Annotated in this window: 24 protein-coding genes; 14 read left to right on the top strand and 10 right to left on the bottom strand. The window is 45.0% G+C overall.

Translation table 11 applies throughout. The features are described from left to right. The first annotated feature begins 60 nt into the window (after positions 1-60). The 3 genes from NIASO_RS02755 to NIASO_RS20290 are packed head-to-tail and all read left to right on the top strand — an operon-like array spanning position 61 to position 1,975. Positions 61-1,287: an ROK family protein gene (locus tag NIASO_RS02755; RefSeq protein WP_008583687.1), complete on the top strand. Its 1,227-nt coding sequence runs from the start codon at positions 61-63 to the stop codon at positions 1,285-1,287. Between the two features lie 40 nt (positions 1,288-1,327). Beyond that, positions 1,328-1,792, top strand: a complete 465-nt coding sequence (locus tag NIASO_RS02750; protein ID WP_008583690.1) for a GNAT family N-acetyltransferase — start codon at positions 1,328-1,330, stop codon at positions 1,790-1,792. Positions 1,793-1,822: 30 nt separating this feature from the next. Beyond that, positions 1,823-1,975: a hypothetical protein gene (locus NIASO_RS20290; RefSeq protein WP_008583692.1), complete on the top strand. Its 153-nt coding sequence runs from the start codon at positions 1,823-1,825 to the stop codon at positions 1,973-1,975. Between the two features lie 99 nt (positions 1,976-2,074). On the opposite strand, the gene NIASO_RS02745 is transcribed toward NIASO_RS20290, so the two are convergent. Next, positions 2,075-3,118 (bottom strand): ATP-grasp domain-containing protein, encoded by a 1,044-nt coding sequence (locus tag NIASO_RS02745; protein ID WP_008583694.1) that lies wholly within the window; start codon positions 3,116-3,118, stop codon positions 2,075-2,077. Positions 3,119-3,194: 76 nt separating this feature from the next. Between NIASO_RS02745 and NIASO_RS02740 the strand changes: the two genes are divergently transcribed. The 4 genes from NIASO_RS02740 (at position 3,195) to smpB (ending at position 6,136) form a co-directional block, all read left to right on the top strand. Further along, positions 3,195-3,974, top strand: a complete 780-nt coding sequence (locus NIASO_RS02740) for a (Fe-S)-binding protein (protein WP_008583696.1) — start codon at positions 3,195-3,197, stop codon at positions 3,972-3,974. A gap of 91 nt (positions 3,975-4,065) precedes the next feature. After that, positions 4,066-4,575 (top strand): hypothetical protein, encoded by a 510-nt coding sequence (locus NIASO_RS02735; protein WP_008583698.1) that lies wholly within the window; start codon positions 4,066-4,068, stop codon positions 4,573-4,575. Positions 4,576-4,688: 113 nt separating this feature from the next. Further along, complete coding sequence (accD, locus tag NIASO_RS02730) at positions 4,689-5,597, top strand: acetyl-CoA carboxylase, carboxyltransferase subunit beta (RefSeq protein ID WP_008583700.1); 909 nt, start codon at positions 4,689-4,691, stop codon at positions 5,595-5,597. A gap of 92 nt (positions 5,598-5,689) precedes the next feature. Continuing rightward, positions 5,690-6,136, top strand: a complete 447-nt coding sequence (smpB, locus tag NIASO_RS02725; RefSeq protein WP_008583701.1) for an SsrA-binding protein SmpB — start codon at positions 5,690-5,692, stop codon at positions 6,134-6,136. 259 nt (positions 6,137-6,395) lie between these two features. Here smpB and NIASO_RS02720 read toward each other — a convergent pair whose 3' ends face one another. From NIASO_RS02720 to NIASO_RS02700, 5 genes are all read right to left on the bottom strand, one after another. Continuing rightward, complete coding sequence (locus NIASO_RS02720) at positions 6,396-8,921, bottom strand: DNA gyrase/topoisomerase IV subunit A (RefSeq protein ID WP_008583703.1); 2,526 nt, start codon at positions 8,919-8,921, stop codon at positions 6,396-6,398. After that, a complete protein-coding gene (locus NIASO_RS02715; protein WP_008583706.1) occupies positions 8,908-9,276 on the bottom strand; it encodes a DUF4260 domain-containing protein in 369 nt (122 codons plus the stop codon). The genes NIASO_RS02720 and NIASO_RS02715 overlap by 14 nt, the downstream gene beginning before the upstream one ends. A gap of 32 nt (positions 9,277-9,308) precedes the next feature. Then, positions 9,309-10,160: a DUF1835 domain-containing protein gene (locus NIASO_RS02710; RefSeq protein ID WP_008583708.1), complete on the bottom strand. Its 852-nt coding sequence runs from the start codon at positions 10,158-10,160 to the stop codon at positions 9,309-9,311. Positions 10,161-10,382: 222 nt separating this feature from the next. Continuing rightward, positions 10,383-11,540, bottom strand: coding sequence for a molecular chaperone DnaJ (dnaJ, locus tag NIASO_RS02705; RefSeq protein ID WP_008583710.1), 1,158 nt, complete (start codon positions 11,538-11,540; stop codon positions 10,383-10,385). Between the two features lies 1 nt (position 11,541). After that, entirely contained in the window at positions 11,542-12,096 is a 555-nt protein-coding gene (locus tag NIASO_RS02700) for a nucleotide exchange factor GrpE (protein WP_008583712.1), read from the bottom strand. Between the two features lie 201 nt (positions 12,097-12,297). Here NIASO_RS02700 and NIASO_RS02695 point away from each other — a divergent pair, with 201 nt between their 5' ends. The 3 genes from NIASO_RS02695 to NIASO_RS19570 all read left to right on the top strand — a co-directional run bounded on the left by NIASO_RS02695 (position 12,298) and on the right by NIASO_RS19570 (position 17,344). Further along, positions 12,298-14,694, top strand: a complete 2,397-nt coding sequence (locus NIASO_RS02695) for a hypothetical protein (protein WP_008583713.1) — start codon at positions 12,298-12,300, stop codon at positions 14,692-14,694. A 272-nt stretch (positions 14,695-14,966) separates the two neighbouring features. Further along, complete coding sequence (locus NIASO_RS02690) at positions 14,967-17,060, top strand: hypothetical protein (RefSeq protein WP_008583715.1); 2,094 nt, start codon at positions 14,967-14,969, stop codon at positions 17,058-17,060. Positions 17,061-17,068: 8 nt separating this feature from the next. After that, the gene (locus NIASO_RS19570) at positions 17,069-17,344 is read left to right on the top strand and encodes a hypothetical protein (protein ID WP_008583717.1); all 276 of its coding nucleotides are present in this window, start codon (positions 17,069-17,071) and stop codon (positions 17,342-17,344) included. Between the two features lie 711 nt (positions 17,345-18,055). Here the strand turns inward: NIASO_RS19570 and NIASO_RS02685 are convergent. The 4 genes from NIASO_RS02685 to NIASO_RS02665 form a co-directional block, all read right to left on the bottom strand. Then, positions 18,056-19,255, bottom strand: coding sequence for a C1 family peptidase (locus NIASO_RS02685; protein ID WP_008583719.1), 1,200 nt, complete (start codon positions 19,253-19,255; stop codon positions 18,056-18,058). Between the two features lie 284 nt (positions 19,256-19,539). Continuing rightward, positions 19,540-21,165 (bottom strand): ABC-F family ATP-binding cassette domain-containing protein, encoded by a 1,626-nt coding sequence (locus NIASO_RS02680; protein WP_008583721.1) that lies wholly within the window; start codon positions 21,163-21,165, stop codon positions 19,540-19,542. Positions 21,166-21,974: 809 nt separating this feature from the next. Beyond that, the gene (groL, locus tag NIASO_RS02670) at positions 21,975-23,615 is read right to left on the bottom strand and encodes a chaperonin GroEL (RefSeq protein WP_008583723.1); all 1,641 of its coding nucleotides are present in this window, start codon (positions 23,613-23,615) and stop codon (positions 21,975-21,977) included. Between the two features lie 126 nt (positions 23,616-23,741). After that, entirely contained in the window at positions 23,742-24,023 is a 282-nt protein-coding gene (locus tag NIASO_RS02665; protein ID WP_008583726.1) for a co-chaperone GroES, read from the bottom strand. Positions 24,024-24,260: 237 nt separating this feature from the next. On the opposite strand from NIASO_RS02665, the gene nusB reads away from it, so the two are divergent. From nusB to coaE, 4 genes are all read left to right on the top strand, one after another. Further along, a complete protein-coding gene (gene nusB, locus NIASO_RS02660) occupies positions 24,261-25,190 on the top strand; it encodes a transcription antitermination factor NusB (RefSeq protein WP_025298648.1) in 930 nt (309 codons plus the stop codon). 32 nt (positions 25,191-25,222) lie between these two features. Further along, the gene (locus NIASO_RS02655) at positions 25,223-25,669 is read left to right on the top strand and encodes a DUF1573 domain-containing protein (RefSeq protein WP_008583731.1); all 447 of its coding nucleotides are present in this window, start codon (positions 25,223-25,225) and stop codon (positions 25,667-25,669) included. A gap of 20 nt (positions 25,670-25,689) precedes the next feature. After that, complete coding sequence (yajC, locus tag NIASO_RS02650; protein ID WP_008583732.1) at positions 25,690-26,028, top strand: preprotein translocase subunit YajC; 339 nt, start codon at positions 25,690-25,692, stop codon at positions 26,026-26,028. Positions 26,029-26,168: 140 nt separating this feature from the next. Next, a complete protein-coding gene (coaE, locus tag NIASO_RS02645; RefSeq protein WP_008583734.1) occupies positions 26,169-26,762 on the top strand; it encodes a dephospho-CoA kinase in 594 nt (197 codons plus the stop codon). The last annotated feature ends 13 nt before the right edge of the window (positions 26,763-26,775 follow it).

Genomic DNA, 26,775 nt, shown 5'->3' with positions numbered 1-26,775 from the left:
TTATTGATCTTTTATAAATTATCTTACTTTTAGTAAAATCTGTTAACTCAACCTAAAACCATGACCCAAAACAACGCATTAAAAAAAATAAAAAAAGAAGGCAAATCAGGAATTAATAAAATACGCATACTCCATTATTTATTCAAACTGGGAAAAGCTTCGGTGCACCAGGTGTGTACTGCAATACAGTTAAGCGCTCCCACAACCCTGGCATTGCTTTCAGAACTGGTAAACGATAGCTGGGTGGAAAAGAAAGGGCTCGGGAATTCAAACGGCGGACGAAAGCCCGATCTGTTTGGAATGGCCGCCGGCAAGTTTTATATTTTATGCATAAACATAGAACTGTTTACGGTGCATATCAGCCTTTTCGACAACACACTCGCGCCACAGGGAAAAACCGTTGCCATCCCCTATTCTTTGTCGAAAGACAGGGAGTCTTTTCAAAGTGTATTAAAACAGGCAAAGGAGCTGGTAAAAAATTCAAATATTCCGCAGGAAAAATTAGCAGGCGTTAGCATGTGCCTGCCCGGACTAACCAATCCTGAAACCGGGGAAAATTTTGGTTATTTAACGGACAATAATGACACCAGGCCTTTGCGGGATTACTGTGCCGCTTTCTTCAAGGTGCCTGTAATTATTCAAAATGATGTAAACGCCGCAGCTTTGAGCGAATTACATTGCGGAAAAGCCAAAGGTAAAAAGAACGCCCTGGTATTATTAATGGACTGGGGAGTAGGATTGGGCATCATAATGGACGGGGAAGTGCGCAAGGGCGCTTCCGGTTTTTCGGGCGAAATAGGACATATCCCTTTTGAAGATAATGGCGCGCTTTGTTATTGCGGGAAACATGGATGCCTGGAAACAGTGGCCTCCGGTGTGGCCCTTGCCAAAATGGCCAAGGAAGGTATTGCCGCAGGCCAACACTCAATTTTAAAAGAGCTCAGCAACCAGGAGCTGGAAAAAATTGAACCGCGGTTGATTGTTGAAGCGGCAAATAAGGGAGATCTTTTTGCCATTAAATTGCTTTCCAATGTTGGAAGCAATATTGGAAAGTCCATTTCCACGCTGATACAAATATTTAACCCCGAATTGATCATTATGGAAGGCCGGATTGCCGCAGCCGGGGAATATATAACCCTTCCCATGCTGCAATCCATTAACACTTATTGCATGTTGCAAATAAGAGAAAAAACGGAAATTGTTTCGTCCGACCTTGGCATAAGCGCCAATCTTTTGGGTTGCGCCGTTGAAGGCGTTAACCATTTTTTTGAAGAGCACACTAAATAAGAGCTTATTTATTGATTTATCATTTTCCTATTTTTACTCCATGAATATAAAACGCATTCAACCGGCTGAAGCGACCCAGGTCGCCCCTCTTTTTGATGAGTACCGCGTGTTCTATAAACAACCATCCGATCCCGCGCTGGCAGAACAGTTTATCGAAACGCGGCTGCGCAATAACGAATCTGTAATTTTTGGCGCTTTTATTGAATCGGACGGAAAACAAAAAGCAATCGGATTTACGCAACTTTATCCAACCTACTCTTCTATGCGTGCTACAAAAAACTGGATATTGAATGATCTGTTTGTAGATCCTGCTTATCGTAAAAACGGCGCGGGGGCAGCCCTGATCCGCTGTGCAATGAACTTTGCCCGGGAAGACGGCGCTGCTTTTGTTCAACTGGAGACGGCTTTCGACAATTTTACCGCGCAGCGTTTGTATGAACAAACCGGCTTTGAGCAACAACAGCCGGACGATGCTTTCCTGTGCTACAGGATTAACCTTATTTAACCTTATCTTTATAAAAAAATAGAAGCCATCATGTCATTACTGAATCAAAAAAATCAGAAAGATAAAAAAGGTAAAGCGCAAAAAACTGCGGGTAATTCCACCAACTCCAAGTTCATCCAGAAACCCAAAAGCGCGGGCTTCGTAAGCAAACAGCAAAACACGGGTTCGCAAAGAGGAAGCTAACAGAATGTTTCGTTGCTATGTACGCTAAGCCTGAATTCTTTAGGCCGGTAGGAGGGCAAGTCAACGGCAATTGAAAAACAATATAGATCTGCGGATTTCTTAATCAAATTCCTCCAGTAATCTAAAATGTTTCCTTGCCGCCTTCAAAAAAGCCCGGCCCCGTCTGAAGCCCCAATAGGGAATGCCCTGCTGATTATTGTACCGGCTGATCCGGTAAAGCGCTTTCCAATGTTGCAATATGATCCTGTATGCCTGCGCAAGGCTCATATCGCAATCGTAAATATGATTGGGCTCCGCCCCCGCCCCGTTAAATTCGAGAATAAGAAAATTTCTTCCTTTCTTCAAATCCTCAACGGATGTTGTTTTGATATCATAACGCCCGTAAAAAAAACTCTCGTTATAATGGCTCAACCGGTCAAATACCGTTAGCAGCTCGTCGTCAATCTGTTCCTGCAGGTTCGTAAACTTCGCCCCCCTGTTATGATTGCCCGCATAGGATAAATAAAAGATCTCACCCTCCTGCAAAACACGGTCGTACCGGTGCTGATGGCGATGCGTCATTTCTTCCAGCCGGTATTTTGCACGGGGATGCGCCTGGATCAGTTGCCGCAGCGTACGCCTGCCATCACCTGCTACCTGCAATAATTCTTTGTGAATAAACCCGGACACCACACCTTTTTGCTCCCAGGGGTACCGGTAATAAAATACACTTACTTCCACCGGGTAATCAACTTTTTCCTGAACGATATATTCCACGGGTATCCGCTGATGGTATTTCTCCAACTGTTCTTCGTCCTGGATCATACGAAACAGGATACCCTTCATTCCTACATCCGGTTTTACAATAAAGGGAAATTGAAAACCATTAGCCCCTATCGCATCCAGCACTGCTGCAAAGGGCCAGTCATTCTTTATGTAAATAGTTTTGGGGATTACATCTGCCGGCAACTGGTCGTACATTTCCTTTTTCCCCTCTCCCTCAAAACCGCCAAAATCAATCGTGGGATTGCTGGGAGTAAAGAACCAAAATGCCCGGCTACGAATAGCATACCACAGCCAAACCGGACTGATCGGGGCATAGATAACATTGAAACTCCATAATTCCCAATTGGCGATCCTGCTAAAAAACGTCTTTACACTCATGAGTTAGTTACAAATATAATCACCCGGCTTAATAATAGAGAATTATTATACCTTCGTTGCAATTGAAAAGAGGATTATGAGTGTACCAACCGTTGCGGATCTTTTTGTGAAAGGCGAAAGCCCTGAAGTGCTTTTTTGGGTGGGATGTGCCGGCAGTTTCGACCAGCGTGCACAGCGGATTACCCGGGCGTTTGCCGCCATGCTCGCCAAAGCGGGTATTCAATATGCTATTTTGGGAAAAGAGGAACTTTGCACCGGCGACCCGGCGCGTCGTGCAGGTAATGAGTTTTTATTTCAGATGATGGCTTACCAGAACATCCAGATCCTGAACGGCTACAATATAAAAAAAATTGTAACGGCCTGCCCACACTGTTTTAATATATTAAAGAATGAATATCCCGCACTGGGCGGCAACTACGAGGTGGTGCACCACACCACGTTTTTACAGCAGTTAATTGAAGAGGGCCGTATAAAATTAAAAGAAGGCGGCTCTTTCAAAGGGAAAAAGATCACCTACCACGACAGTTGTTATCTTGGCCGCGCCAATGATATTTACGAGGCGCCCAGAAAAGTACTGGAGTTGCTGGATGCCGAGCTGGTAGAAATGAAACGCTGCCGCAGTAAAGGATTGTGTTGCGGCGCCGGTGGTGCGCAAATGTTTAAGGAAGAAGAAAAAGGTACTACGCGCGTAAACCTGGAGCGCAGCCGGGAAGCGCTTAACACAGGAGCCGAAGTGATCGCGTCCGCCTGTCCTTTTTGCAATACCATGATGACGGATGGGGTAAAAAATGCTGAAAAAGAGGATTCGGTAAAAGTGCTGGATATAGCGGAGATCATAGCCGCAGAAATAGAATAGCCAATCACTGACAGAAGGCCTTAATACTCCTTAACTTTCTGATACCCGTCCGAAAGGGGTTCATCCGGGCGGGGTTTTAAAATCGAACACAATGAATTTAGAATATAAACAACTTTTAAATCCCGACTTCTCCCCCTACTCCCGGGTTTGGGTGTACCAATCCAGCCGGTTGTTGAGCCTGTCCGAAGCCCTGGAAGCTGATGAGCTGATCCGGGATTTTGCAAAAGCCTGGGTAAGTCATAATGATGAAGTAAAAGCTGCCGGTTATTTATTCTTCGGGCAATTTGTGGTCCTTATGGCTGATGAAACTCATGTTACCGTAAGCGGATGCAGCACCGACAGTTCTGTTCGTTTTATAAAAAAACTGGGCGAGCATTATAAGGTCGACTTCTTCGACCGCCAAAACCTTGCTTTTGTTAAAAAGAATAAGATAGAGATCATTCCGTTGCAGCAGGTAAAACATGCGTTGACTGGAAATATCCTGACGCCCGATTCACTTTATTTCAATAACCTGGTACTCAATAAGGCCGAACTGGAAAACGACTGGATCATACCCATAAAGAACAGTTGGCTGGCAAAAAAGGCCGGGATTGTGGTTTAGTATCCGTTTTTTCAAAAGAGGATAGAATTTACACTGAACAACGCATTCAATGGTTAAAAAAGAACAATACGTATATTTGTCGCTCAAATACATTTTAAACAAGGAATTTATCTATGTCCAAGGAAATTGAAGATTTTGACGCCGACTTAAGCGGTAGCGCTGGTACTGATGACAAAACAGGTTGGTTCAAAAGAATCAAAAAAGGAATTCTCACAAAAACTTCTGAAAAAAGGGAAACCCTGGAAGGACTGTGGACCAAATGCCCTGAATGCAATTATATATCCACCCAAACGGAACTTAAGGAACAACAATATGTTTGCCCCAAGTGTGGGTACCACCATCGCATCACCAGTTTGCAGTATTACGAAATTATATTTGACAATGGGGAATACACAGAACTGTTTGATAATATTCGCGGAAGAGATTTTTTAGGCTTCACCGATCTGAAACCTTACAAAAAGCGACTGGAAGATTTTTGGAGCAAAACGGATATGGATGATTCCATGCGCGTGGCAGTGGGGCAAATTGAGGGCGAAGGAATGGTGATCGCGGCTATGGATTTTGCCTTTATCGGCGGTTCCCTCGGCAGCGTTGCCGGTGAAAAATTTGCCCGCGCCGTTGATTATGCTATTGCGCACCGCCTGCCGTTTATGTGCATCTGCAAAAGCGGCGGCGCCCGTATGATGGAGAGCGCCTTTTCCCTGATGCAGTTGGCAAAAACTAGCGGCAAGCTGTCGCAGCTTACGGATGCACAGCTCCCTTATATTTCCTTTCTGACCGATCCCTCTTTTGGTGGCATCACCGCCTCCTTCGGAATGCTGGGCGATCTGAATATTGCTGAACCCGGCGCCCTTATTGGGTTTGCAGGCCCCAGGGTCATTAAAGAAACTATTAAAAAAGATCTGCCGGATGGATTCCAGCGAAGCGAGTTTTTACTGGAGCACGGCTTTTTGGATTTTATTGTAAACCGGCACGATCTCAAGCACCGGCTGGCAGTGGTCATCCGGCATTTCAGAAATTAATTATTGGCCTGGCTGTAAACCTGTGAGGTTTTAAAAACCTCACAGGTTTACAGCGCACAGGCATTTAAATTTTAAAACATTTAAACCTTCCGTTGGCCAACCAACTTTCCATAAAGAACCGTTCCGCATACTATGAATATTTTATAGATGCCACCTATCAGGCCGGCCTGGTATTACTTGGTACGGAAGTAAAATCATTGCGTGATGGCAGGGCCAGTTTTAACGATAGTTATTGCATTATTCATAAAGGAGAGATCTGGATCAAAAGCCTGCATATTGCTCCCTATTCCCATGGCACCGTCAACAATCACGACCCGGACCGCGACCGGAAATTATTATTGCAGAAACGTGAGATCAAAAAAATAGAAGCCAAACTAAAGGAAAAGGGATACACCCTTATTCCGTTACGCATTTATATGAATGACCGCAACCTTGTAAAAATTGAGATCGGCCTGGCCAAAGGGAAAAAGCTTTACGACAAGCGCGAATCCATTAAAAAACGGGATGTGGAGCGGGATCTGAAGAAATATTTGAAATAAAGATAAAAACCTTTTTTAACACCTGGTGGCCCTACGGGCCGCAACCATTCACTTAATTTATTTTCTACCAACCGGCACCCCGCCGGGGCTCAATTTAATGAGCCTAATCAAAAAGTCCTTTTAAAAAACGTGGGACACGTAGGACTGGTGCGACCAACAACAAAATTGAAATGTCTCCCAAGTCCTCCTGTCACACCAAACTTTAACAAGCTGCAGTAAAATTAAGTTATACAACAGCCCTAATTACGGGCATTACCTCCTACTCAAACAATTCCTGCTGGTTCGTAGGCTTTTCATTTTCCAGCCATTCCATTACCACCGATTTATTATAATCGGTAAGCTTGGCCCCCACTGCTTTCCAACCCATCACATCCGTCATTCTTGCCAGCTTAAATTTGGCGCTGCGCACCTGCCCGCCTTTGCCGCTCTGCACCATTAGCACCGGCTCTGCCGCAGTGGTGGCACATTCTACATAATTGCCCTCCCCTTCTTTTATAAACAGGAACTTATTTTTCAAAGTAGAGGTTTCTATATTGAAACGCTTTACATTGAACTGTAATAATTTTTTATCCACGTAAACAGCCGTGATCACTTTCTCCGGATCAAAACGCTCGATCAGCAACACTTTTTCTGCATCCAGTTTTTGCGTCATTTCCTGGTCGGTAATTTCATAATAGCCGTCGGTATACAAGACCAGGATGCGGTCATCCGGCTCAAACATACCCAGGTACTGACCTTTTTCTTCTGCGCTTAACCGCCCGAATTTATCATCAAACCATAACTTGCGCCCGCTGAGTGTGGCGCGGCCGGCTTCTTTGAACTTAACCGATTTGATGGCATATTTGGTAACCTGGTTGCCCATGCTGCTGCGGCCTTTGATCGCCAGCTCTTCAAAATAAAATTCCAGATCTTTGATGCGTGCAGATGAATTAGGGCTGAGGGTGATCTTTACTATTTCCGCTTCCCCATTCGGGTTCACCGTAAGGTAATGCACTTTACTTTTTTCATCGCCTTTGGTAAGATCATAGACCTTATCTCTCGTGATGCCTGTTACGTTAAACCGCTTGGCATAACTTACACCGGATTTACCATCCACATAGATCATATTGTAAGTGGTGCGTTCGTCGTTTTTCTGAAAAACAGCAGCATATAAAATATCTTTGCCGATAAAGGTTTTATCAGAAACCTTGATCACTTTCATAACCCCGCGCTTGGTAATAACAATAATATCATCCAGCGCAGAACAGTCGAACAAAAACTCTTCTTTCTTTAATCCCGTACCCACAAACCCGCCGGAGCGGTCTACATACAACTTGGTGTTTGCAATAATTACATTGCGCGCTTCAATGATCTCAAACTGTTTAATTTCTGTTTTGCGTTCTCTGCCCTTGCCAAATTTCTTCAGCAGGTTTTCAAAATACGCCACCGCATAATCCACCAGGTTGTTCAGGTCGTGTTTTACCTGTTTGATCTCTGCTTCCAAACCTTTGATCTGGGCATTCAGTTCGTCAATATCCAAACGATAGATCCGGCGCACCGGTTTCTCCGTAAGTTTAATAATATCTTCCCGGGTAATATCCCGTTTCAATTGCTTTTTAAACGGAACAAAAGCCTTGTCAATAGCCGCAATTACCTTATCCCAGGTCTCATGCTTTTTTTCCAGTTCCTTATAGATCTTTTCCTCAAAAAATATTTTTTCAAGGGATGTATAGTGCCATTTTTCATTTAGCTCAGCCAGCTTTATCTCCAGCTCCCGCTTCAATAATTCCTTGGTATTATCGGCGGATATTTTGAGTAATTCCTGAACCGATAAGAACTGGGGTTTCTTGTTAACAATGACACAGGCATTGGGCGATATGGAGGTTTCACAGGAAGTAAATTTATACAGGGCGTCGATGGTGATATCCGGAGAAATACCGGGCGCCAGGTCCACCTGTATCTCCACATCTGCCGCCGTATTATCCGTTACCTTTTTGATCTTGATCTTGCCCTGGTCATTCGCTTTTACAATCGACTCGATCATCTGTTCCGTAGTAACGCCGTACGGAACACTTTTAATTAACAGGGTCTTTTTATCAAACTCTTCAATATGCGAACGCACTTTTACTTTACCGCCACGCTTTCCCTGGTTATAATCCGCCACATCGATCATGCCCCCTGTTTGAAAATCAGGGAAGAGCTCGAATTTTTTACCTCGTAAGTATTTAATAGACGCATCAATCAGTTCGATAAAATTATGCGGCAGGATCTTCGTCGATAATCCCACGGCAATACCATCGGCCCCCTGGGCCAGCAGCAGCGGGAATTTCATCGGCAACGTAATGGGTTCGTTTTTACGGCCGTCATAACTCAATTGCCAATCTGTTGTTTTTGCGTTGAAGGCTACCTCAAGAGCGAATTTGCTCAGGCGCGCTTCAATATAACGCGCGGCAGCCGCATCATCACCCGTGCGTACATCTCCCCAGTTCCCCTGTGTTTCGATCAAAAGGTCCTTCTGCCCCATATTCACCAACGCATCCCCAATGGAAGCATCTCCATGCGGATGGTATTGCATAGATTGACCAATAATATTTGCCACTTTATTAAAACGGCCGTCATCCATTTCCTTCATGGCATGCAGGATGCGGCGTTGCACGGGCTTTAATCCATCCTCGATGGCAGGTACAGCCCGTTCTAATATTACATAGGAAGCATAATCTAAAAACCAGGTTTTAAACTGGCCCTGCAATCCGGTTATTTCATTTCCTTCCAGTGATTCTTCCGTCAAATTCTTATCGTCGTTCATATTTTTTCTTTCCGATCAATCCTAAATGAGTATAGTTAAATCCTTTGTTCAATTTCAGTCCGTAGCCGAACCCGCGGTCCAGGGAAGCATGCCCGAACCATATCAATCCCGTTATCAGCAACAGTCGCTCCTCCATCAATACACCGGCCATAAAGATAATGCCTGCAACACCTTTATGATGAAAAAAATTATACAGCAACGCGCCTGCTTTATTATTGATCAAATATCCCAGCATACTTATGTCTGGCCCCAGCAGTAACAGCAGGTAGCACCACCAGGGCGCCTGAAAATGGTACAACCCGAAGCAACTTAGCAGGGCCATAACCAACTCTTCTATACGGATCAGCCGTTTCATCCTGGGTATTGATTCAATTTATTCAGCGGTAGTTATTCTGTGATCTCATCTGCCTCCGCGGGCACCGCTTCTTTTGCACTGTTGTTCTTCACATCAAAACTCTTCCAGTCTCTATCGATCGTTCCTTCAGCACTTACCTTCCCTGCCCGGATCAGTTCTTTCAGCCGCCACATGATAAAAACATCACCTGTTTTTATTTTCATCCGGTTTAAGGTATTGGATAAAACGCGGGACGCCTTTTGCCATTCCCCCGTAATGTTCTTTAATAATTCAGCGTCGTAAAATGTTTCGTCTTTTCCTGCCAGTTTTTTACCGCCTTCCAGCATACGCACTAATGAATTTTCCTGCACGAGCTTGTTCCATTCATCGGGATCAATTTCAAATTCGCTCAGGGTCACCGGGCGCGCCAGTTTCTTTGCTTTTAAAAATTCTTTAGGCTGTATTTCCCAAAGCCAGGAAGGGTAAAAGATCTGGCCTTTTTCGTTAATGAAGGGAAGATTATTAAGGTACAGTACCATTATGCGTCCCTGAAAAGCTTTCAATTGCGGAATCAGCCAGTAATAGCCGCATACATCATGCTGGTTTTGTCCCATCCAGATCCAAATGGATTCTTCGGGATCGTTTTTTAGTTGTTCTACAAGCGCAGCAACCATCTTGCGGTCATCAAAACCATCGGCAGTATCCATTGAGTAAGGGGATCCGGCGCTTATCTGCTTCCACCAGTCTACCCTTGCGTTCCAGCCTTCTTCTGTATCCAGCTCCGACAAAGGTCCTACCGCAAAATCATCTTTTATTTGCACCACACTGCCCTGCAGGTCATTATCCAGGTCTATCACCCTTTTCATTAGTTCCACTTCAACCTGGTTAAATACAATATGAATCATTATTATAATTTTATAGCGATCGCAAATCTAAAACAAAACGGTTTTATGCGCAAAGCAGGTTTTTCACATGTGTTGGTATTTACGTTCATTACACTTTTTAACCACATAGGCTATATTGATAATTATCCTTTGTGCGTGAAATGCCATTATACCTAAAAAATAATGCAGGGCCGAAACCCTGCATCCTATATTTCTTAAAGATGGTCCCCCATAGGAAAGCACCTAGCTAAACAGATCTTTTATCTTTTCAAAAAAGCCCTTTTCCGTTTTTTCGGGCTGTGGTTTCAGGTTGGGCGAATCCGCAAGTTGCTCCAATGCGGATTTCTCTTCGTCCGTAAGCTGCTGCGGTGTCCATACATTCACCTGTATCAACTGGTCGCCCCGGTCGTAGCTGGAATGCACATTAGGAAATCCTTTCCCTTTTAACCGGAATATTTTACCGCTTTGAGTGCCGGGAGGAACCTTTATTTTCGCGCGTCCATCGATAGTAGGCACTTCAAGGCTGGTTCCAAAAACCGCATCGGTAAAGGAAATATGCAGGTCATACGCCACGTTCAGCCCTTCCCGGTGTAATTCTTTATGTGTTTCTTCTTCAATTAATACGATCAGGTCACCTGCCATTCCGCCTCTTTCGCCGGCGTTACCCTTACCGCTCACATTTAACTGCATACCGGCCTGTACACCTGCAGGCACTTCAATAGTGATGGTCTCTTCCGCATAAACGCGCCCTTCGCCCTTACAACTGCCGCATTTTGCGGTAATGGTGGTTCCTTCACCATTACAGGTTGGACAAGTGGTTACGGTCTGCATCTGGCCCAGAAAAGTGTTTTGTACTTTCCTTACCTGGCCGGATCCCTGACAGGTAACACAGGTTTGCACACTGCCTTTATCCCGGGCACCGCTTCCGTTACAGGTAGCGCAGCTAACGTATTTTTTTACTTTGATATTCTTCGTTACGCCCCTGGCGATCTCTTCATAGTTGAGTTTCAGCTTCACGCGCAGGTTGCTTCCCCGGGCGCCACGGGCTCTTTGGCTGCCCCGGGTGGAGCGCCCGCCGCCAAAGAAACTTCCAAACAGGTCATCGCCAAATACATCTCCAAACTGACTGAAGATGTCCTCCATGTTCATGCCGCCGCCAAACCCTCGTCCATTACCGCTTATACCGGCATGCCCGAAACGATCGTATTGCGCGCGTTTATCCGTATCGCTCAATATCTCATACGCTTCAGCAGCCTCCTTAAACTTTTCCTCGGCAGCTTTATCTCCCGGGTTTCTGTCGGGATGGTATTGCATGGCCACTTTACGGTAAGCCTTCTTTATCTCTTCCTGTGAAGCAGATTTGGATACTCCAATTACCTCGTAATAATCTCTTTTTGACATTTTATTTTCCTACTACAACTTTTGCGTGACGGATCAGTTTATCATTCAGATAGTAGCCTTTTGTTATTTCGTCCACCACTTTGCCTTTTAATGCTTCGGTAGGGGCAGGGATTTCGGTGATCGCATCATATAAATCAGGATCAAATTCTTTACCGATCGCCTCCATTGCTTTTAATCCTTTGGATTGAAGCGTGTTCCGGAGTTTATTAAACACCAGTAATATACCTTCTTTTGAGGCTGCATTGTTCTCGGATTTCTCCAGCTCGGCCTGGGCCCTGTCTGCATCGTCTAGCACATCCAGCAAAGCAACGATCACGTCCTTTCCGGCGGTCTGGAATAATTCAACCCGTTCTTTAGCCGTTCTTTTCCTGAAATTATCAAATTCAGCCGCGAGGCGTATATATTTATCCTTACTTTCCTGAAGTTCAGCTTCCAACTGATCCTGGTCAGATTCCTCCAACGGGTCTGTCAGGTGCTCCGTTCCGCTTACATTTTCATCCGCATTGATATTCAAACCATTAGTCTCTTCTTCAGGAAGATGTTGTTTTTTATTCATAACTATTTATTCATTTAGTTGGCAATTCTTATGCTTTCAAGAATGCTGCCAATACCTTTATAAAGACAAAATGGCGGTCATTCCTGCAGTTTTCAGCCATCCGAAACTTTTTTTATGAAAAACTGCTTCTGTTTTAAGCTTTTAGAGCTTTGGTCAGTCAAAAAATCAGTAGCTTCATATCGCAAAAGTAATATAACCCAAATGATTCTGAAAAAACTATTCCTCCTCACCGCCGGAATTTTATGCTTGCAATGGATGTGCGCCCAAACGCCTGAACAAAAACTGGATAACTGGAACCAACGCAACCCTATTGAGAAAATCTATCTGCATCTTGACAGAGAGTCTTATATCTCCGGGCAAACCATTTGGCTGAAAGCTTATTGCATGTCTGATTACACGATAAGCACTCATAATTCGACTATTTATGTGGAGCTCCTCAACAGCAGGTCGCAACTTATTTCCAGAAAAATATTTCCTGCTTACCTGGGCGTCACCCTGGGCCAGATCGAGTTGCCCGAAACCCTTGCTTCCGGCGCCTACCAGGTAAGAGCTTATTCTCCCCTTATGCTGAACCAGCCGGGCTTTATGTATCATAAGGAGATTACCGTTTTTGGAGCAACGGCAAAAGAAGCATCCAAAAAGAAAGCCCCGTCCATCGATTTACAGTTCTTTCCCGAAGGGGGCAATCTGGTTACCACCCTGCTGAATACCGTTGCTTTTAAGGCGGTTGATCAGAATGGTTACCCGGTAACTATTGCGGGCAAACTAAAAAACAGTAAAGGTGAGGAGATTACCACATTGGCATCGAAGCATGACGGCATGGGACGTTTTGCGTTGGTGCCACAGGCAGGAGAAGCATACTACGTTGCACTCGACAACAACCCGGCGAAGCAGTACCCCCTGCCGGCAGCTACTAACAAAGGGATTACATTCAGCATTACGAATTCCGCTAAAGGCAAGCAATTTAAAATAGAGCGCACCGCTGACGCGCCCGAAGCCTTCCGCCCTGCTTATATGATCGGGCAAATGCAAAACCAGGTAATTTTTAAACAGCCGCTGAAACAGGATAAAGATCAGTTGGGGGGGGTTATACAAACAGCCAATCTTTTATCGGGTATTTTGCAGGTAACCGTATTTAATAAGGACGATATGCCCCTGGCGGAACGGCTTACGTTTGTAGACAGCAAAGAATATATTTTACCGGGCACCATCAGTGTAGATACGTTTAATAACACGGCGCACCAGAAAAACCGTTTCACGCTTAATTTAAAAGATACGGTCATAGGGCATTTCAGCATTTCTGTTACCGATGCAGACTACGAAACGACGGACTATCGCCCGCTGAATATATATTCCTATTTCCTTTTAAGCAGCGACCTGAAGGGCTATATTAACGATCCCGCCTATTACTTCCGTTCAGACGCCAGCGCGGTAAAAGAAGACCTGGACCTGGTGATGATGACCAATGGCTGGACCCGGTTTAAATGGAAGGATGTTGTCCAAAATAAGCTTCCTGCGCCGCAATACATAGACCCGCTGTATATTAATTTAAAAGGAACGGTAAATATCGAAGGCACCCGTAAGCCCTTTGCCAATAAAGACCTTTTGGTTATGACAACGCCCGTAGATTCGACCCAGGGCAAGGGCGGCCTGATGAAAATGATAAAAACGGATTCCAGTGGACGGTTCCACCTGGACACTTTGATATTTTATGACAATACCCGCATTCTCTTTTCCGATATAAAAGGCAAAAAGAGCAAATTCATCCGCGTCAAAATGGATGCGGATTCGCTGAATCGTAATTACCACATGGAAATGTCGCCTTTCCAGGTCAATGACTCTTTGGACCTGACTGCTGAAAACAAAATGCAGGGAGCCTATAATGATTACCTGAGGGCCGAAGGAAAGACATTGGCAAACGTAACGGTAAAAGCCCGTCAGAAAACGGATCAGGAAAAACTGGAAAGCGAATATACCAGTGGGCTTTTTTCAGGCGGCATTAACTCGCGGATATTGGACCTCAGAAATGAAAACCCCGTAGCGGCGAACATATTCGATTATATACAGGGGCGGCTTCCGGGCGTTACCGTTAGCCGGGATACTGAAGGACAATATGTGGTACGCTACCGGGACGGCGGCTTTGGCAATGGCAAACTGTCGCTGTACCTTGATGAAATGCATACGGATGCCACGATGATCGAGGGAATACCCATAAGCCAGATCGCGTTCATAAAACTAATGGGAACTTTTGTGGGAGCACCCGGCGGTGGCGGCGCACTGGCGATCTATACAAAAAAAGGCGCCGATTTAAGCGCAGCAATTGAATCATCAACTGATATCATTACCTACAAAGGCTATTCAATAATCAAACAATTTTATCAGCCGAATTATGATTTAAGAACCGGCGACAACGCAAAAGCAGACAATCGCCTTACCCTGTCCTGGACCCCGGATATGTATCTTGCTAATATCAATCCCAAGGTGCCGATCGTATTTTACAATAACGACCGCACCAAACGATTCAAAATAGTGGTGGAAGGGCTTACTAACGATGGGCGCATGCTGATGCTGGAAAAAACAATTGAGAACGGGAATTAGTATTTTTTGCCGGAAAGACGGAAGACTATTAAATAAGACCTTCCCGTCTTTCAGGATTCCCGGCTAATTATTCGTTCGGGATTTTGCTCGCAACGGGATGAACTCAGTCTTTGTTCTTCTGTGCGAATCTTCCACCGGGGCAGATCCATCAGCGGTTCTGAGCTCAGTGGCATTTATGTAATTTTTAGCGATCGTGCATCTTCAAAATAAGCCGCAGTATTTAAAACAAATTGCAGTTTTTTTTGTAACCTTTAAAGTAAATGGTGCGAACGATGCGTATTTACAAATTCTTTCTGCTCCCGTTTCTGGGAATGTGGTGCTTAATCAATCAGATCCATAGCCAGGAATTTGTGAACAACCTGGATAAATGGGGCAAAGCGGATCCGATCCAAAAGACCTACCTGCAGTTAGACAGGGCCACCTATTTCGCCGGACAGACGATTTGGTTCAAAGCTTATTTTATGGCAGATTTTCTGCCCTCTTCTGCCAACTCCACTTTGTTTGTGGAACTGCTGGACAACAAATCGCATCCGCTGATAAAGAAAGTACTGCCGGTTTTCGGGGCATTGTCCTACGGCCAGATCGACTTACCCAATACACTTGCCACCGGATCGTACCAGCTACGAGCCTATACCCCGCTGATGCTGAATTTTGACAAAAGCTATCTTTTCTCCCGGCGCGTTGAGGTGTTTGGAAACAATAAGCTAAAAGCCGGTGCAATACCCGCCACACCGGTTACCCTCCATTTTTATCCTGAAGGAGGTAACCTCGTTACCGGCTTTAAGAACAATATTGCTTTCAAAGCAACGGATCAGCAGGGCCTGCCGGCAACGGTTTCTGGCAGGATCATTGACCAGGAAAACAAAACCGTGGCTTCGTTTTCAACACAGCACGATGGCATGGGGCAATTTGCCCTTGTTCCTGCAACGGGTGGTCATTACCAGGCGTTATTGGATAATAACCAGAAAGCATCCCTTCCCGAGGTAACCAATGAAGGTGTGGCGTTAATGATCAAAAATACACAGAAGGGCAAAACATTCGCCATAAATTACAGGGGCGAAAAACAAGTACCCGCCTACCTTATCGGGCAAATGCAGCATCAGGTATTTATTAAACAGGCGCTGCCGGTAAAACCCAATAACGGTACTATCAATGGCGTGTTGCAAACCGGCAATATGCCATCGGGTGTTTTACAGATCACCATTTTTAATAAAGACGGACTGCCGCTGGCGGAACGACTTACCTTTATAGACAACAAAGAATATCGCTTGACCACTACCTTCAGGGCAGACACGTTAAATACCGGCACAAGAAAGAAAAATCATTTTAGTATTGCATTTGCTGACAGCATAGTTGGGAATTTTTCGGTTGCGGTTACTGATGCCGACTATGAGCCGGCAACCGATCGCCCGGGAAATATCTATTCCTCTTTTTTGCTTACCAGTGATATTCCCGGCTATGTTTATCATCCGGCGTATTATTTTTCGGATAGTCCGAACGCGGCTGAAGATGTGGAATTAGTAATGCTTACTAACGGCTGGCGCCGTTTTTTATGGAAAGACGCAGTAGCCAACCGGTTACCGCCTCCCGTTCACAAAGACCCCGGCTTTATTAGTCTTTCGGGCAGAGTAAACATAGCAGGCTCCCGTAAATCCTTTGCAGATAAGGATTTACTGGTTTGGGTAGCTACGGATTCCGATCGCCGGTTACAGACCGTAAAAACAGATGCCGTCGGTCATTTTAAAATGGACTCCCTGATCTTTTTTAATAAGGCGAAGATCCTGTTTAGCGATATTCATGGGAAAAAGAGTAAGCAACTCACTGTAAAACTCAATTCCGATTCCCTTATAAAGTCCTTTTCCATTCCACCGTTATTGTTGCCCTATAAGCCTTTCACCCATACCGGCATCGCTAACAAAATGAACAACGCCTGGTTCGACTATACCCGCGGAGAAGGTGTGATGCTGGATAGTGTAACGGTATTGGGCGTACGCAACCGGCTGCGGCAACTGGAAGACATTTATATGAGCGGGCTGTTTGCAGGAGGCATCGATGCCAGGACGATTGACCTGACCCGGGAATTTATACCCAACCAGAATATTTTTGACTATCTCCAGGGACGCGTTGCAGGGCTTACCATAATGAGAGGCGGCCAATTCGGCGATTACCAATTGTACTACCGCCAGGGAGGATTAAGGCGGCCTATGCAGCTATACCTGGATGAAATGCCCACCGACCCGGGCATGATTGCATCGCTAAACCCCAATGATATTGCATTGGTGAAGTTGTTTCCTACATTCATTGGTGCACCCGGAGGTGGCGCCAATGGTGTGCTTGCGGTGTATACCAAACGGGAAACGATCTGAATGACGCTATGGAATCAGCTGTAACGACGGTCGATTATGAAGGCTACAGTATTTTGAAAGAATTCTATGCACCTGATTATTCTACCGGTGCGGAAAATCAATATACCGATTACCGGCTGACCCTGGATTGGAAACCCGAGCTCTTTATTTCCGGCAAAAAACCTGTATTGCCCATATCTTTCTACAACAACGACCGCACAAAGAAATTTAAAGTAGTAGCCGAAGGCATTACCAGTACCGGAAAATTATTGATGATAGAACGGTATGTGGAAGCCGGAAATTAGGGATTCCCGGGTGAGCGAGGCCAAATAAAAGCCGCTGTATCAAAAAAAGAAAGTCGTCATATCGACTGTGGCCCAGTGGTCCCCAATAGCAATCGCATATGCGTCAAGATAAGGAACACGATTCAGGCGCTGTAAGCGCCACGTGTTTATAGTATTCATCATCATCTACGCAACGCATCGGCTCTCCCGCCTCAGCGGGACCGTGTAAACAGCCCGAACAAATACCATTGCGATTGCTATAAACACAACGCTCCTAACGGAGCAAAAATAGCTCAAATACTGGTGTAGTGGCAGTTCTGGCAGATTGAATGTCGTGCTTAGCTTGACGTGCATGCGATAGCCATCGAAAGGAGATATCTCATAATCAATAGTAAATATTTGTTGAGATTTCTCGGCTCCATCCCGAAGGCTTTCGGGATGGAGCTGCCAATGACAGATTACATTATGTATTGAAAACCAATTATGCATTTCGTCGTGCCGAGCGCAATGCAATGGAACCGAGGCATCCCTGTGATGCCAAACTGCCCTGGAATAGAGAGACCCTTCCGCTCCGCTGCGGTCAGGGTGACGAAAGAATATTATGTCATCGCCTCATTGTTTTTGCCGGCTTGAATGATCGCAGATCGAACAGGCAGCGCAAATAAATAACTCGAAAAGACGACTTTTAACACTGTCTCTTTACTAATGATGCGAACTATTTTTTCGCTGATATTATAATGCTATTTTAGAGGCAACCGATTTAGGCACTCCTTTTTTATTTACCAGCAGCCCGGTGGTCTTATATTGTACATAGGCTTTGGATACATACAAATAACCTTTGTAATCATTGCTGGCGCCCCAGGAATTTTTCACCAGGTAATATTCCTTGCCATTCTGATCTTTTGCCAACCCTACAATATGCATTCCATGATCATCGGTTGTCAATAGATCTTCCAGGGCTTGCTGCCGCATTTCGGGTGTGATCGCCGGCTCGGGCTTCGGGCCGTTAAACAGCGCTTTTTTCTGTTCAAGGGTTACTCCTTTTTTATATTGTTCAGGATGTTCCGGAACAAAAGCCACCCCGTTTGGCCAACTGAAATAAGGCTCTGAAACATCGGCGCCCCAGGCAACGGTATAGCCTTTTTTTAACGCGTTATCAATAATTTCAGTGAACGCAGTTGCAGGAATATTCCAATCCCATTGAAAGGCCCAGTTATCCGGCACCATCATCATTGCTTTTTGCCAGTAAGGCGTATTGGTCTGGGATATAAATTCAACATAATCATCTGGGTTTAAGCCTACCACTTCCTTGGCAAAACTTTTGGGAGTGTATTGTTTGCCATCATAGGTAAACATCGGCGGAACGGTACCCAGGTAAGCATCTAACGTATCGGCAAAATGCTTTTTCCAGGAAAGGTCCAGCGCGCCGTTGGGATTCTTAATAATGGAATCCAGCATTCCCTTGAGGCTTTTTTGCATGGCGCCGAAGTTATTTTTAGTAGCGCCATTTATCAGCCCGGTATAATTTGCTTCAGGCAGTATCCCATATTTTGCATACATATTGATAACATCATGCGGTTCTCCTCCATCGCCCCAGCTCACGGCGCCGTTCATCCGCACGAAATTATCAGCCTTATCCATGTAAGAGCACCTGGCCGTAAAGATCTTCGCCAAAGGCAACGGCTTTTTGCCGGCCTTGATCATTTCCGATTCCAGGAACGAATTAGCCGAATAGCTCCAGCAGGTTCCCGAAGAGCCCTGATTTTCGATAGGTGTGCTTGCGAGGTCAATGATGCGGGTGAAGGTAAAACCCGCCTTACCTTCAGTTTTATTAGAGCTGATCTTCTTTATAAGATCATCCTGAGCATGTAAAACGCCACAGTTAGCAAAGGCAACAGCAAGGGCTGTTGCAAGAAAATAGTTTTTAATCATTTTGATATTAATTTTAACAAAGCAATACTATGCCCCTGCAAAGAAAAGACACTAACGGTAATTAGCATTATTTTTTTGATGAACGGTTACCACGGAGAATGTAGAATAAGAAATATTGAATAAGAAATGTAAAAGGGGCCTTATTCCAGTAACATTCGGTGTTCCTGCTTTTTTGATATTTTTTAACCGGCGTGAACGTATAGCCCCTGAATAGTTGTGATACCTGCAAACTGTTCGGGGTTTATCCCAATGCAGCGTGAGCCTTGCGCGTTATGCATTGAGCATTACGCGTACAGCTCCTCTTTCAGCACTTTTACCCGTTCGTCTTCCAGATATTCATCAAAAGTACTCAGGCGGTCAATGATGCCGGAAGGAGTCAGCTCAATGATCCGGTTGGCCACCGTTTGCATAAAGGTATGGTCATGACTGGTGAGCAATACCACGCCGTTGTAAACCGTACACTGTTCGTTAAAACTCTGGATACTTTCCAGGTCCAGGTGGTTCGTGGGCTGATCTAAAACGATAACATTAGGGTTCTGCAGCATCATTTTACTGAGCATACAACGCACTTTTTCTCCCCCACTCAATACCGTGGTCTTCTTCAGCACTTCTTCCCCACTAAACAACATTTTACCCAGGAAGCCCCGCAGGAAGGGCTCGTCCACATCCGTAACATGCGGGGGCACAAACTGACGCAGCCAATCCATCAGGTTCAGATCCTGTGTAAAAAAGCGGCTGTTATCAACGGGCAAATAAGCAGCGGTAACGGTTGTTCCCCATTCAAATTTTCCGCCATCGGCTTTGGCATCCCCGTTAATAATATTAAAGAAACTGGTAACCGCCAACGGGTCCTTGCTTACCACCGCGATCTTATCGCCTTTATTTACACTAAACGTAACATTATCAAAAAGGGTACGCCCTTCTACTACGCTTTTCAGCTTCTCAACATTCAGTATCTGGTTACCCACTTCCCGCAGGGGTTGAAAAATAATGCCGGGGTATTTACGGTAGCTGGGCTCAATTTCTTCAATGGTCAGCTTTTCTAATGCCTTTTTACGGCTGGTAGCCTGTTTGCTCTTAGAAGCATTGGCGCTAAAACGGGCGATAAAGTCCAGCAGGTCCTTACGCTTTTCCTCCATTTTCTTGTTCTTATCGGAGATCTGGCGCGCCATTAGTTGCGAGCTTTCGTACCAGAAGCTATAGTTACCGGTAAATACTTTTATTTTCTGACGATCCACGTCGGCCACATGGGTACAAACCGCATCCAGGAAGTGACGGTCGTGGCTCACCACCAATACGATATTTTCATAATCGGCAAGGAAATTTTCCAGCCAGCCGATGGTTTCTATGTCCAATCCGTTGGTAGGCTCATCCAGCAGCAGGATATCCGGGTTTCCAAAAAGCGCCTGTGCCAGCAACACCCGCACTTTCATATTGGAAGGAATATCTTTCATTAATAGCTGGTGCATTTCATCATGCACGCCCAGGCCGTTTAAAAAAGCCGCCGCATCGCTTTCCGACTCATAGCCTCCCATCTCCCCATATTCCGCTTCCAGTTCGCTGGCCTTCATGTAATCGTCTTCGGTAGCATCCGGATTGGCGTAGATGGCATCCCGTTTGGTCATTACATCCCACATTTTCTTATGCCCCATTAGCACGGTATTCAAAACGGTTTCGTTATCAAACTCAAAATGGTTCTGCTTTAACACGGCCATACGCTCCCCGGGTGTAATGCTTATAGTACCTTTATTAGGCTCTATTTCTCCACTTAATATCTTTAAAAAGGTAGATTTACCGGCTCCGTTGGCGCCAATAACCCCGTAACAATTACCCTTGGTAAAGTTTACGTTTACCTCCTCGAATAAAACACGCTTGCCATAGGCCAGCTTCAGATCCTTTACACTAATCATGCAATATGCTTTTAAAAATTGCTGCAAAGGTAACGCAAAGTTGACAGGTGGAGCAATTTAAAATCAGGGAGTTTTTTGCCACAGGAAGCACTGAACCACTGAAAATTTTAGCGTCGAACACCAATGGCTCGCCGGGAAGGCGGAGATGCGGGAAAATCCCTAACGCCGCTGCTGGCATTGAACGGAGGGGCCGGACAAGCACGAATGCCAACTGCGTCTGCAGCTTCGTGAAATATGCAGTTATTAGCCGGTGGCGAAGCGGTTCCAAAGGAGCCTCGTGTTTATAGAATAGGTGCAACCCGAGGGATCGGCTCCGTAGGACGCCGCGTAAACACGGGGCGCCTACGGAGCCCAAAATCCGTGTCATTCAACAGAACTATAAACAGGCTGCTCCTGACGGAGCGCACAAATCCTTACGCAACCGATTGCCCATCTGGGCAGGTCGATAGCTAATAAATTAAGCCTGGCATTGCGGCCCTACAGGCCGCGCCCTCTTACACTATCTGTTACCTACCGACCGGCCGCCCCGATGGGGTGGGATGATTCGTGAAGCTGTCTCAAAAGTAATTCCGCCGTAAGAATGAATCTGCGCAAGTCTGCGCCGTCTGTGGGAGCTCTATCCTGCTGCCCAGGGGCTGCCGGATAGCAGCGGCAGCGGAGCGAAGCGGAGGTACAGCGGATAGCCGGGACCGCTGCCGGGACCTGCACCACTGCTGACAGTCCATAAAAAAAATCCCGCCTCTTTTGAAGCGGGACCTTTTTATTGAACGGCCAACCGATTAACTATTGACCATTGACTATTCAGTGAATTAATAACCCATGCCACCCATGTCAGGACCGCCTGGCATAGCAGGAGCCGCAGCTTTGGGTTCGGGTTTATCGGCAATTACGCATTCAGTTGTCAACAACATACCTGCAATAGAAGCGGCGTTCTCTAAAGCTACGCGGCTTACTTTTGTAGGATCGATAACACCTGCTTTGAACAGATTTTCGTAGGTTTCTGTTCTGGCGTTGAAACCGAAATCAGCCTTACCTTCTTTAATTTTCTGCACCACGATAGAACCATCGATACCTGCATTGTCAGTCAGGGTGCGGATCGGAGCTTCCAGTGCGCGTTTTACGATCGCCATACCGGTTGCTTCGTCTTCAAGCTGTCCTTTTACTTTTACGCCAAGGCTGTCTACTGCGCGAATGTAAGCCACACCACCACCAGGAACGATACCTTCTTCAACGGCTGCTCTTGTAGCGTGTAACGCGTCATCCACACGATCTTTCTTTTCTTTCATTTCTACTTCAGTAGCCGCACCTACATACAATACTGCCACACCACCGCTTAATTTAGCCAGGCGCTCCTGTAATTTTTCGCGATCGTAGTCAGAGGTTGTATTTTCAATTTGTGCTTTAATTTGATTTACACGACCGGTAATGTCTGCTTTTTTACCTTTACCACCTACAACAATAGTATTGTCTTTGTCGATAGTGATAGAAGAAGCCTGCCCTAAAGCGTTCAGTTCAGCACCTTCCAGTTTATGGCCCAGCTCTTCAGAAATTACGGTACCGCCGGTTAAGATAGCGATATCAGTCAGCATTTCTTTTCTGCGGTCGCCAAAGCCAGGAGCCTTTACAGCAGCCACTTTCAGGGTGCCACGCAGTTTGTTTACTACTAATGTAGCCAATGCTTCGCCTTCCAGGTCTTCAGCAATGATCACCAGCGGGCGGCCGCTTTGCGCTACTTTTTCCAGGATGCCCAGGATATCCTTCATGGTGCTGATCTTTTTGTCGTAGATCAGGATGTAAGGATTCTGTAATTCGGCTTCCATTTTTTCGCTGTTGGTAACGAAGTAGGGAGAAATATAACCGCGGTCGAACTGCATTCCTTCTACCACATCAACGGTAGTATCAGTACCTTTTGCTTCTTCAACAGTGATCACGCCTTCTTTACCTACTTTACCAAATGCCTGAGCGATCAGGTCACCGATCTGCTCGTCATTGTTTGCAGAAATAGTAGCCACTTGTTTAATTTTTTTGCTGTCGTTACCAACGGTCTGGCTTTGCGCCTTCAGGCTTTCCACTACCAGAGAAACTGCTTTATCGATACCGCGTTTCAGATCCATCGGGTTCGCGCCTGCAGCAACCATGCGCAGTCCTTCGCCAATAATAGCCTGTGCTAAAACAGTAGCCGTTGTAGTACCATCACCTGCGATATCTGCAGTTTTGGAAGCTACTTCTTTTACCATTTGTGCGCCCATGTTCTCTACCACATCTTCCAGCTCAATTTCTTTTGCCACGGTAACACCGTCTTTAGTGATAGCAGGTGCGCCAAATTTTTTCTCTAATACCACATTACGACCTTTGGGACCTAATGTTACTTTTACTGCGTTGGCCAGAGAGTCAACGCCTTTTTTCATTTTATTTCTTGCTTCAACGTTGAAGTAAAGTTGTTTTGCCATTTTTATTTAATTTGAAAATTTGAAAATGTGGGAAATGTGAAAATGCTTTTAAAGCATAATTCCATTTTTATTAAAAAGTCTGATAACTGATGTGTCATTTTTCACATCAGCACATTCACACATTAGTTAAATAATTGCGAGAATATCGCTTTCTCTCATAATTAACAGGTCCTGGCCGCCGATCTGGATCTCAGTTCCTGCATATTTACCATATAAAACGGTATCGCCGGGTTTTACGCTTACTGGTTCATCTTTTTTACCAGGGCCTGCGGCTACAACAGTACCGCGTTGTGGTTTTTCTTTAGCGGTATCAGGAATAATAATTCCGCCGGCAGTTTTTTCTTCTGCTGCTGCTGGTTTTACAATTACCCGGTCGTGTAATGGGGTAACGGTCGATTTTTTAGACATAGTCGTATTGTTTTTAAATTTTTTAATTTAAAGTGCCAAAATGTATTTTAATATGGCCGGCTAATGTAGCATAAATAATATGCCACGCAGCCTCTGTGTGAAAATTTTTCAGTTTTAATGCTCATTTTTAAAAAAATAGGCCCGCGGCATGTCAAAATAGCATTTACCCATTGTTTTTTATATAGTACGCCGGAAATCATCTATCTTCGCCCCCGCAAAAAACAGTTCATTCAATCAATGATTAGCAGAAGAAACATACGGGTAAAGGTAATGCAAACCTTATATGCCTGGAGTGCGGAGTCCGCGGAAAATAGCAAGATCCCTTCCCCATCAAAAGTTTTAGACCAGCATTTTAGTCAGACCCGGAGCTTATTCGTTTACCAGATCTATTTCCTTACCCAGGTAGCGCGCTATGCAGAAAAAGATGCGCACAAAAAGGCCAGTAAATATATCCCTTCTGCAACCGACCTGAATGTAAATACCAAACTGGCCGGCAGCAACCTGCTTTGGCAAATGCTGGAAGACAAGCAGTTGGAAGAACAATTTAAAAAGGATAAACCGGAGCATCAGATCGATGAAGAATTAGTAAAGAAAATATATAATCAACTTGTAAAAACATCTGAATATCATCATTATATATCAATCAACCAGCAAAGCAAACAGGAAGACCGGAAGATCTTTGAATTTATCCTGAACGATTATATGTTGGGGAATGAAGATTTTATCGCCCATATTGAAGAGCTGTTTTCCAACTGGAACGATGACGGGGAAATGGTGGCGCAACTGCTACAGAACTATATTTATAAACCCGGCACTGTGAAGTTCAGTGAAATCATAAGTGCAGATAAATTGCAGTTTGCCCAACAATTGCTGGCTACTGTAATTGACAAAAACGAATACCTGCTGGAATTTATAACCCCCCGGCTGAAAAACTGGGATCCCGAAAGGATCGCTTTGCTGGATATGGTGATCATGAAGATGGGTGTGGCAGAATTCCTGTATTTTGAAACGATTCCCCCAAAAGTGACCATTAATGAATACATCGATCTTGCCAAAGAATACAGTACGGCTCAAAGCGGGCATTTTGTAAACGGTATTCTCGATAATATTCATAAAGAACTGGTACAACAAGGCCGCCTTAAGAAAACTGATTATAAAAAGGCCTGATGCTGTAATTTTACTTCTTCAAATAAACAAGCATGAAAAAAATACTGTTTCCTTTTATCATTGCGGCTCTTTTTGTCGCCTGTAACAGCACTTCAGGCAGGCCCGGCGACAAAATTTCAAGCGAGCAAAAAGAAACCGCATTAAAAGATTCTGCAAATTTCACCACCGTAGCCTGGGCAGATTCTACCTTTAAAGACGTTGGCAACGTAAAAAAAGGACAGATCGTTGAAATTCCTTTTACGGTAAAAAATACGGGCGATAAGCCATTAGTTATTGCTTCCGTTCAGCCCGGATGCGGATGCACCCTGGCAGAAAAACCCGAAGCACCTGTTTTACCCGGAAAGGAAGGTAAAATAGTAGCCAAGTTTAACAGTGAAGGGCAGAGCGAAGGAGCACATACCAAGAATATGGTGGTTCACGCTAATACAAAGCCTTTTACCGAAACGGTTTTAAATTTTAAAGTAAACGTAGTTAATTAATTAAAGTATAAACAATCAGAATGACACAAGTACTCCTTCAAGCACAAGCAGCCCCCGGACCTTTCGGTTCCATGACGACAATGGTTTTTATGATCGGAATGATCGTAGTATTTTGGCTGTTCTTTATTCGTCCGCAGGCAAAAAGGGCGAAAAATCAGAAAAAATTTATTGAAGACCTCCAAAAGGGCGATAAAATTGTAACCATTGCGGGCATCCATGGTAAAATAAGTCAGATCAATGAAGATGCAACGCTGAATATCGAAGTAAGCCCGGGCAACTATATTAAGATCGAAAAATCAGCGATCAGCATGGACTGGACCACGCAGTTGAACAAAGGGACCGCGGCCCCGGCGAAATAATGATGAGGTGAATGGGCAATAGGAACCGTGAGACGTCAAACCTGCCCATCCGGTCAGGCAGGCGTAAGACCAGTAACCTGTAACTCTTAACAATAAACACGACAGAAATCTATCTTTGTCGTGTTTTTACTTTAATACAAATGCTGAAAGTAGGTATAACCGGCGGTATCGGCAGTGGCAAAACACTGGTGGCCTCCCTTTTTAAAACACTGGGCATTCCCGTTTATGACGCAGATGCAGCCGCAAAGCAACTGATGAATACCGATACAGCAATTCACAACCAGATAATAAAAATGTTTGGGGAGGCAGCCTATGTTTCAGGAGAGCTGGACCGGGCTTATATTGCTGCGCAGATCTTTGGCGATGATACCAGGCGCCAATTGCTCAACAGCATTGTACATCCGGCAACTATCCGCCACAGTGAAGCCTGGTTCCAAAAACAAAAGGCGCCCTACTCTATTAAAGAAGCAGCCATCCTGTTTGAAAGTGGCAGCGATCAATTTGTGGACTATGTGATTGGCGTAACCGCTGCCGAAACGCTGCGCATCCGGCGCACGATGGAACGCAGCCATTTATCCGAGGCCCAGGTACGGGAGCGCATGAGCAAGCAAATGGATGAAGGCGAGAAAATGGCGCTTTGTGATTTTGTTATTGATAATAATGGCGGAGTTTCATTGATAGAACAAGTGCTGAATGTTCATACCGCCCTTTTAGAGCGCGCCGGCGGGAAATGAGCAATTAATGTCG

Source organism: Niabella soli DSM 19437, from assembly GCF_000243115.2.
In the GTDB taxonomy this organism is placed as follows: domain Bacteria; phylum Bacteroidota; class Bacteroidia; order Chitinophagales; family Chitinophagaceae; genus Niabella; species Niabella soli.
Note: the sequence above shows the minus strand (reverse complement) of the source record. Positions and strands in the feature narration are given on the sequence as shown.

Coding starts and splice junctions, on each gene's coding strand:
- NIASO_RS02755 (WP_008583687.1), top strand. CDS start 61: ATGACCCAAAACAACGCATTAAAAAAAATAAAAAAAGAAGGCAAATCA.
- NIASO_RS02750 (WP_008583690.1), top strand. CDS start 1,328: ATGAATATAAAACGCATTCAACCGGCTGAAGCGACCCAGGTCGCCCCT.
- NIASO_RS20290 (WP_008583692.1), top strand. CDS start 1,823: ATGTCATTACTGAATCAAAAAAATCAGAAAGATAAAAAAGGTAAAGCG.
- NIASO_RS02745 (WP_008583694.1), bottom strand. CDS start 3,118: ATGAGTGTAAAGACGTTTTTTAGCAGGATCGCCAATTGGGAATTATGG.
- NIASO_RS02740 (WP_008583696.1), top strand. CDS start 3,195: ATGAGTGTACCAACCGTTGCGGATCTTTTTGTGAAAGGCGAAAGCCCT.
- NIASO_RS02735 (WP_008583698.1), top strand. CDS start 4,066: ATGAATTTAGAATATAAACAACTTTTAAATCCCGACTTCTCCCCCTAC.
- accD (WP_008583700.1), top strand. CDS start 4,689: ATGTCCAAGGAAATTGAAGATTTTGACGCCGACTTAAGCGGTAGCGCT.
- NIASO_RS02720 (WP_008583703.1), bottom strand. CDS start 8,921: ATGAACGACGATAAGAATTTGACGGAAGAATCACTGGAAGGAAATGAA.
- NIASO_RS02715 (WP_008583706.1), bottom strand. CDS start 9,276: ATGAAACGGCTGATCCGTATAGAAGAGTTGGTTATGGCCCTGCTAAGT.
- NIASO_RS02710 (WP_008583708.1), bottom strand. CDS start 10,160: ATGATTCATATTGTATTTAACCAGGTTGAAGTGGAACTAATGAAAAGG.
- dnaJ (WP_008583710.1), bottom strand. CDS start 11,540: ATGTCAAAAAGAGATTATTACGAGGTAATTGGAGTATCCAAATCTGCT.
- NIASO_RS02700 (WP_008583712.1), bottom strand. CDS start 12,096: ATGAATAAAAAACAACATCTTCCTGAAGAAGAGACTAATGGTTTGAAT.
- NIASO_RS02695 (WP_008583713.1), top strand. CDS start 12,298: ATGATTCTGAAAAAACTATTCCTCCTCACCGCCGGAATTTTATGCTTG.
- NIASO_RS02690 (WP_008583715.1), top strand. CDS start 14,967: ATGCGTATTTACAAATTCTTTCTGCTCCCGTTTCTGGGAATGTGGTGC.
- NIASO_RS19570 (WP_008583717.1), top strand. CDS start 17,069: ATGGAATCAGCTGTAACGACGGTCGATTATGAAGGCTACAGTATTTTG.
- NIASO_RS02685 (WP_008583719.1), bottom strand. CDS start 19,255: ATGATTAAAAACTATTTTCTTGCAACAGCCCTTGCTGTTGCCTTTGCT.
- NIASO_RS02680 (WP_008583721.1), bottom strand. CDS start 21,165: ATGATTAGTGTAAAGGATCTGAAGCTGGCCTATGGCAAGCGTGTTTTA.
- groL (WP_008583723.1), bottom strand. CDS start 23,615: ATGGCAAAACAACTTTACTTCAACGTTGAAGCAAGAAATAAAATGAAA.
- NIASO_RS02665 (WP_008583726.1), bottom strand. CDS start 24,023: ATGTCTAAAAAATCGACCGTTACCCCATTACACGACCGGGTAATTGTA.
- nusB (WP_025298648.1), top strand. CDS start 24,261: ATGATTAGCAGAAGAAACATACGGGTAAAGGTAATGCAAACCTTATAT.
- NIASO_RS02655 (WP_008583731.1), top strand. CDS start 25,223: ATGAAAAAAATACTGTTTCCTTTTATCATTGCGGCTCTTTTTGTCGCC.
- yajC (WP_008583732.1), top strand. CDS start 25,690: ATGACACAAGTACTCCTTCAAGCACAAGCAGCCCCCGGACCTTTCGGT.
- coaE (WP_008583734.1), top strand. CDS start 26,169: ATGCTGAAAGTAGGTATAACCGGCGGTATCGGCAGTGGCAAAACACTG.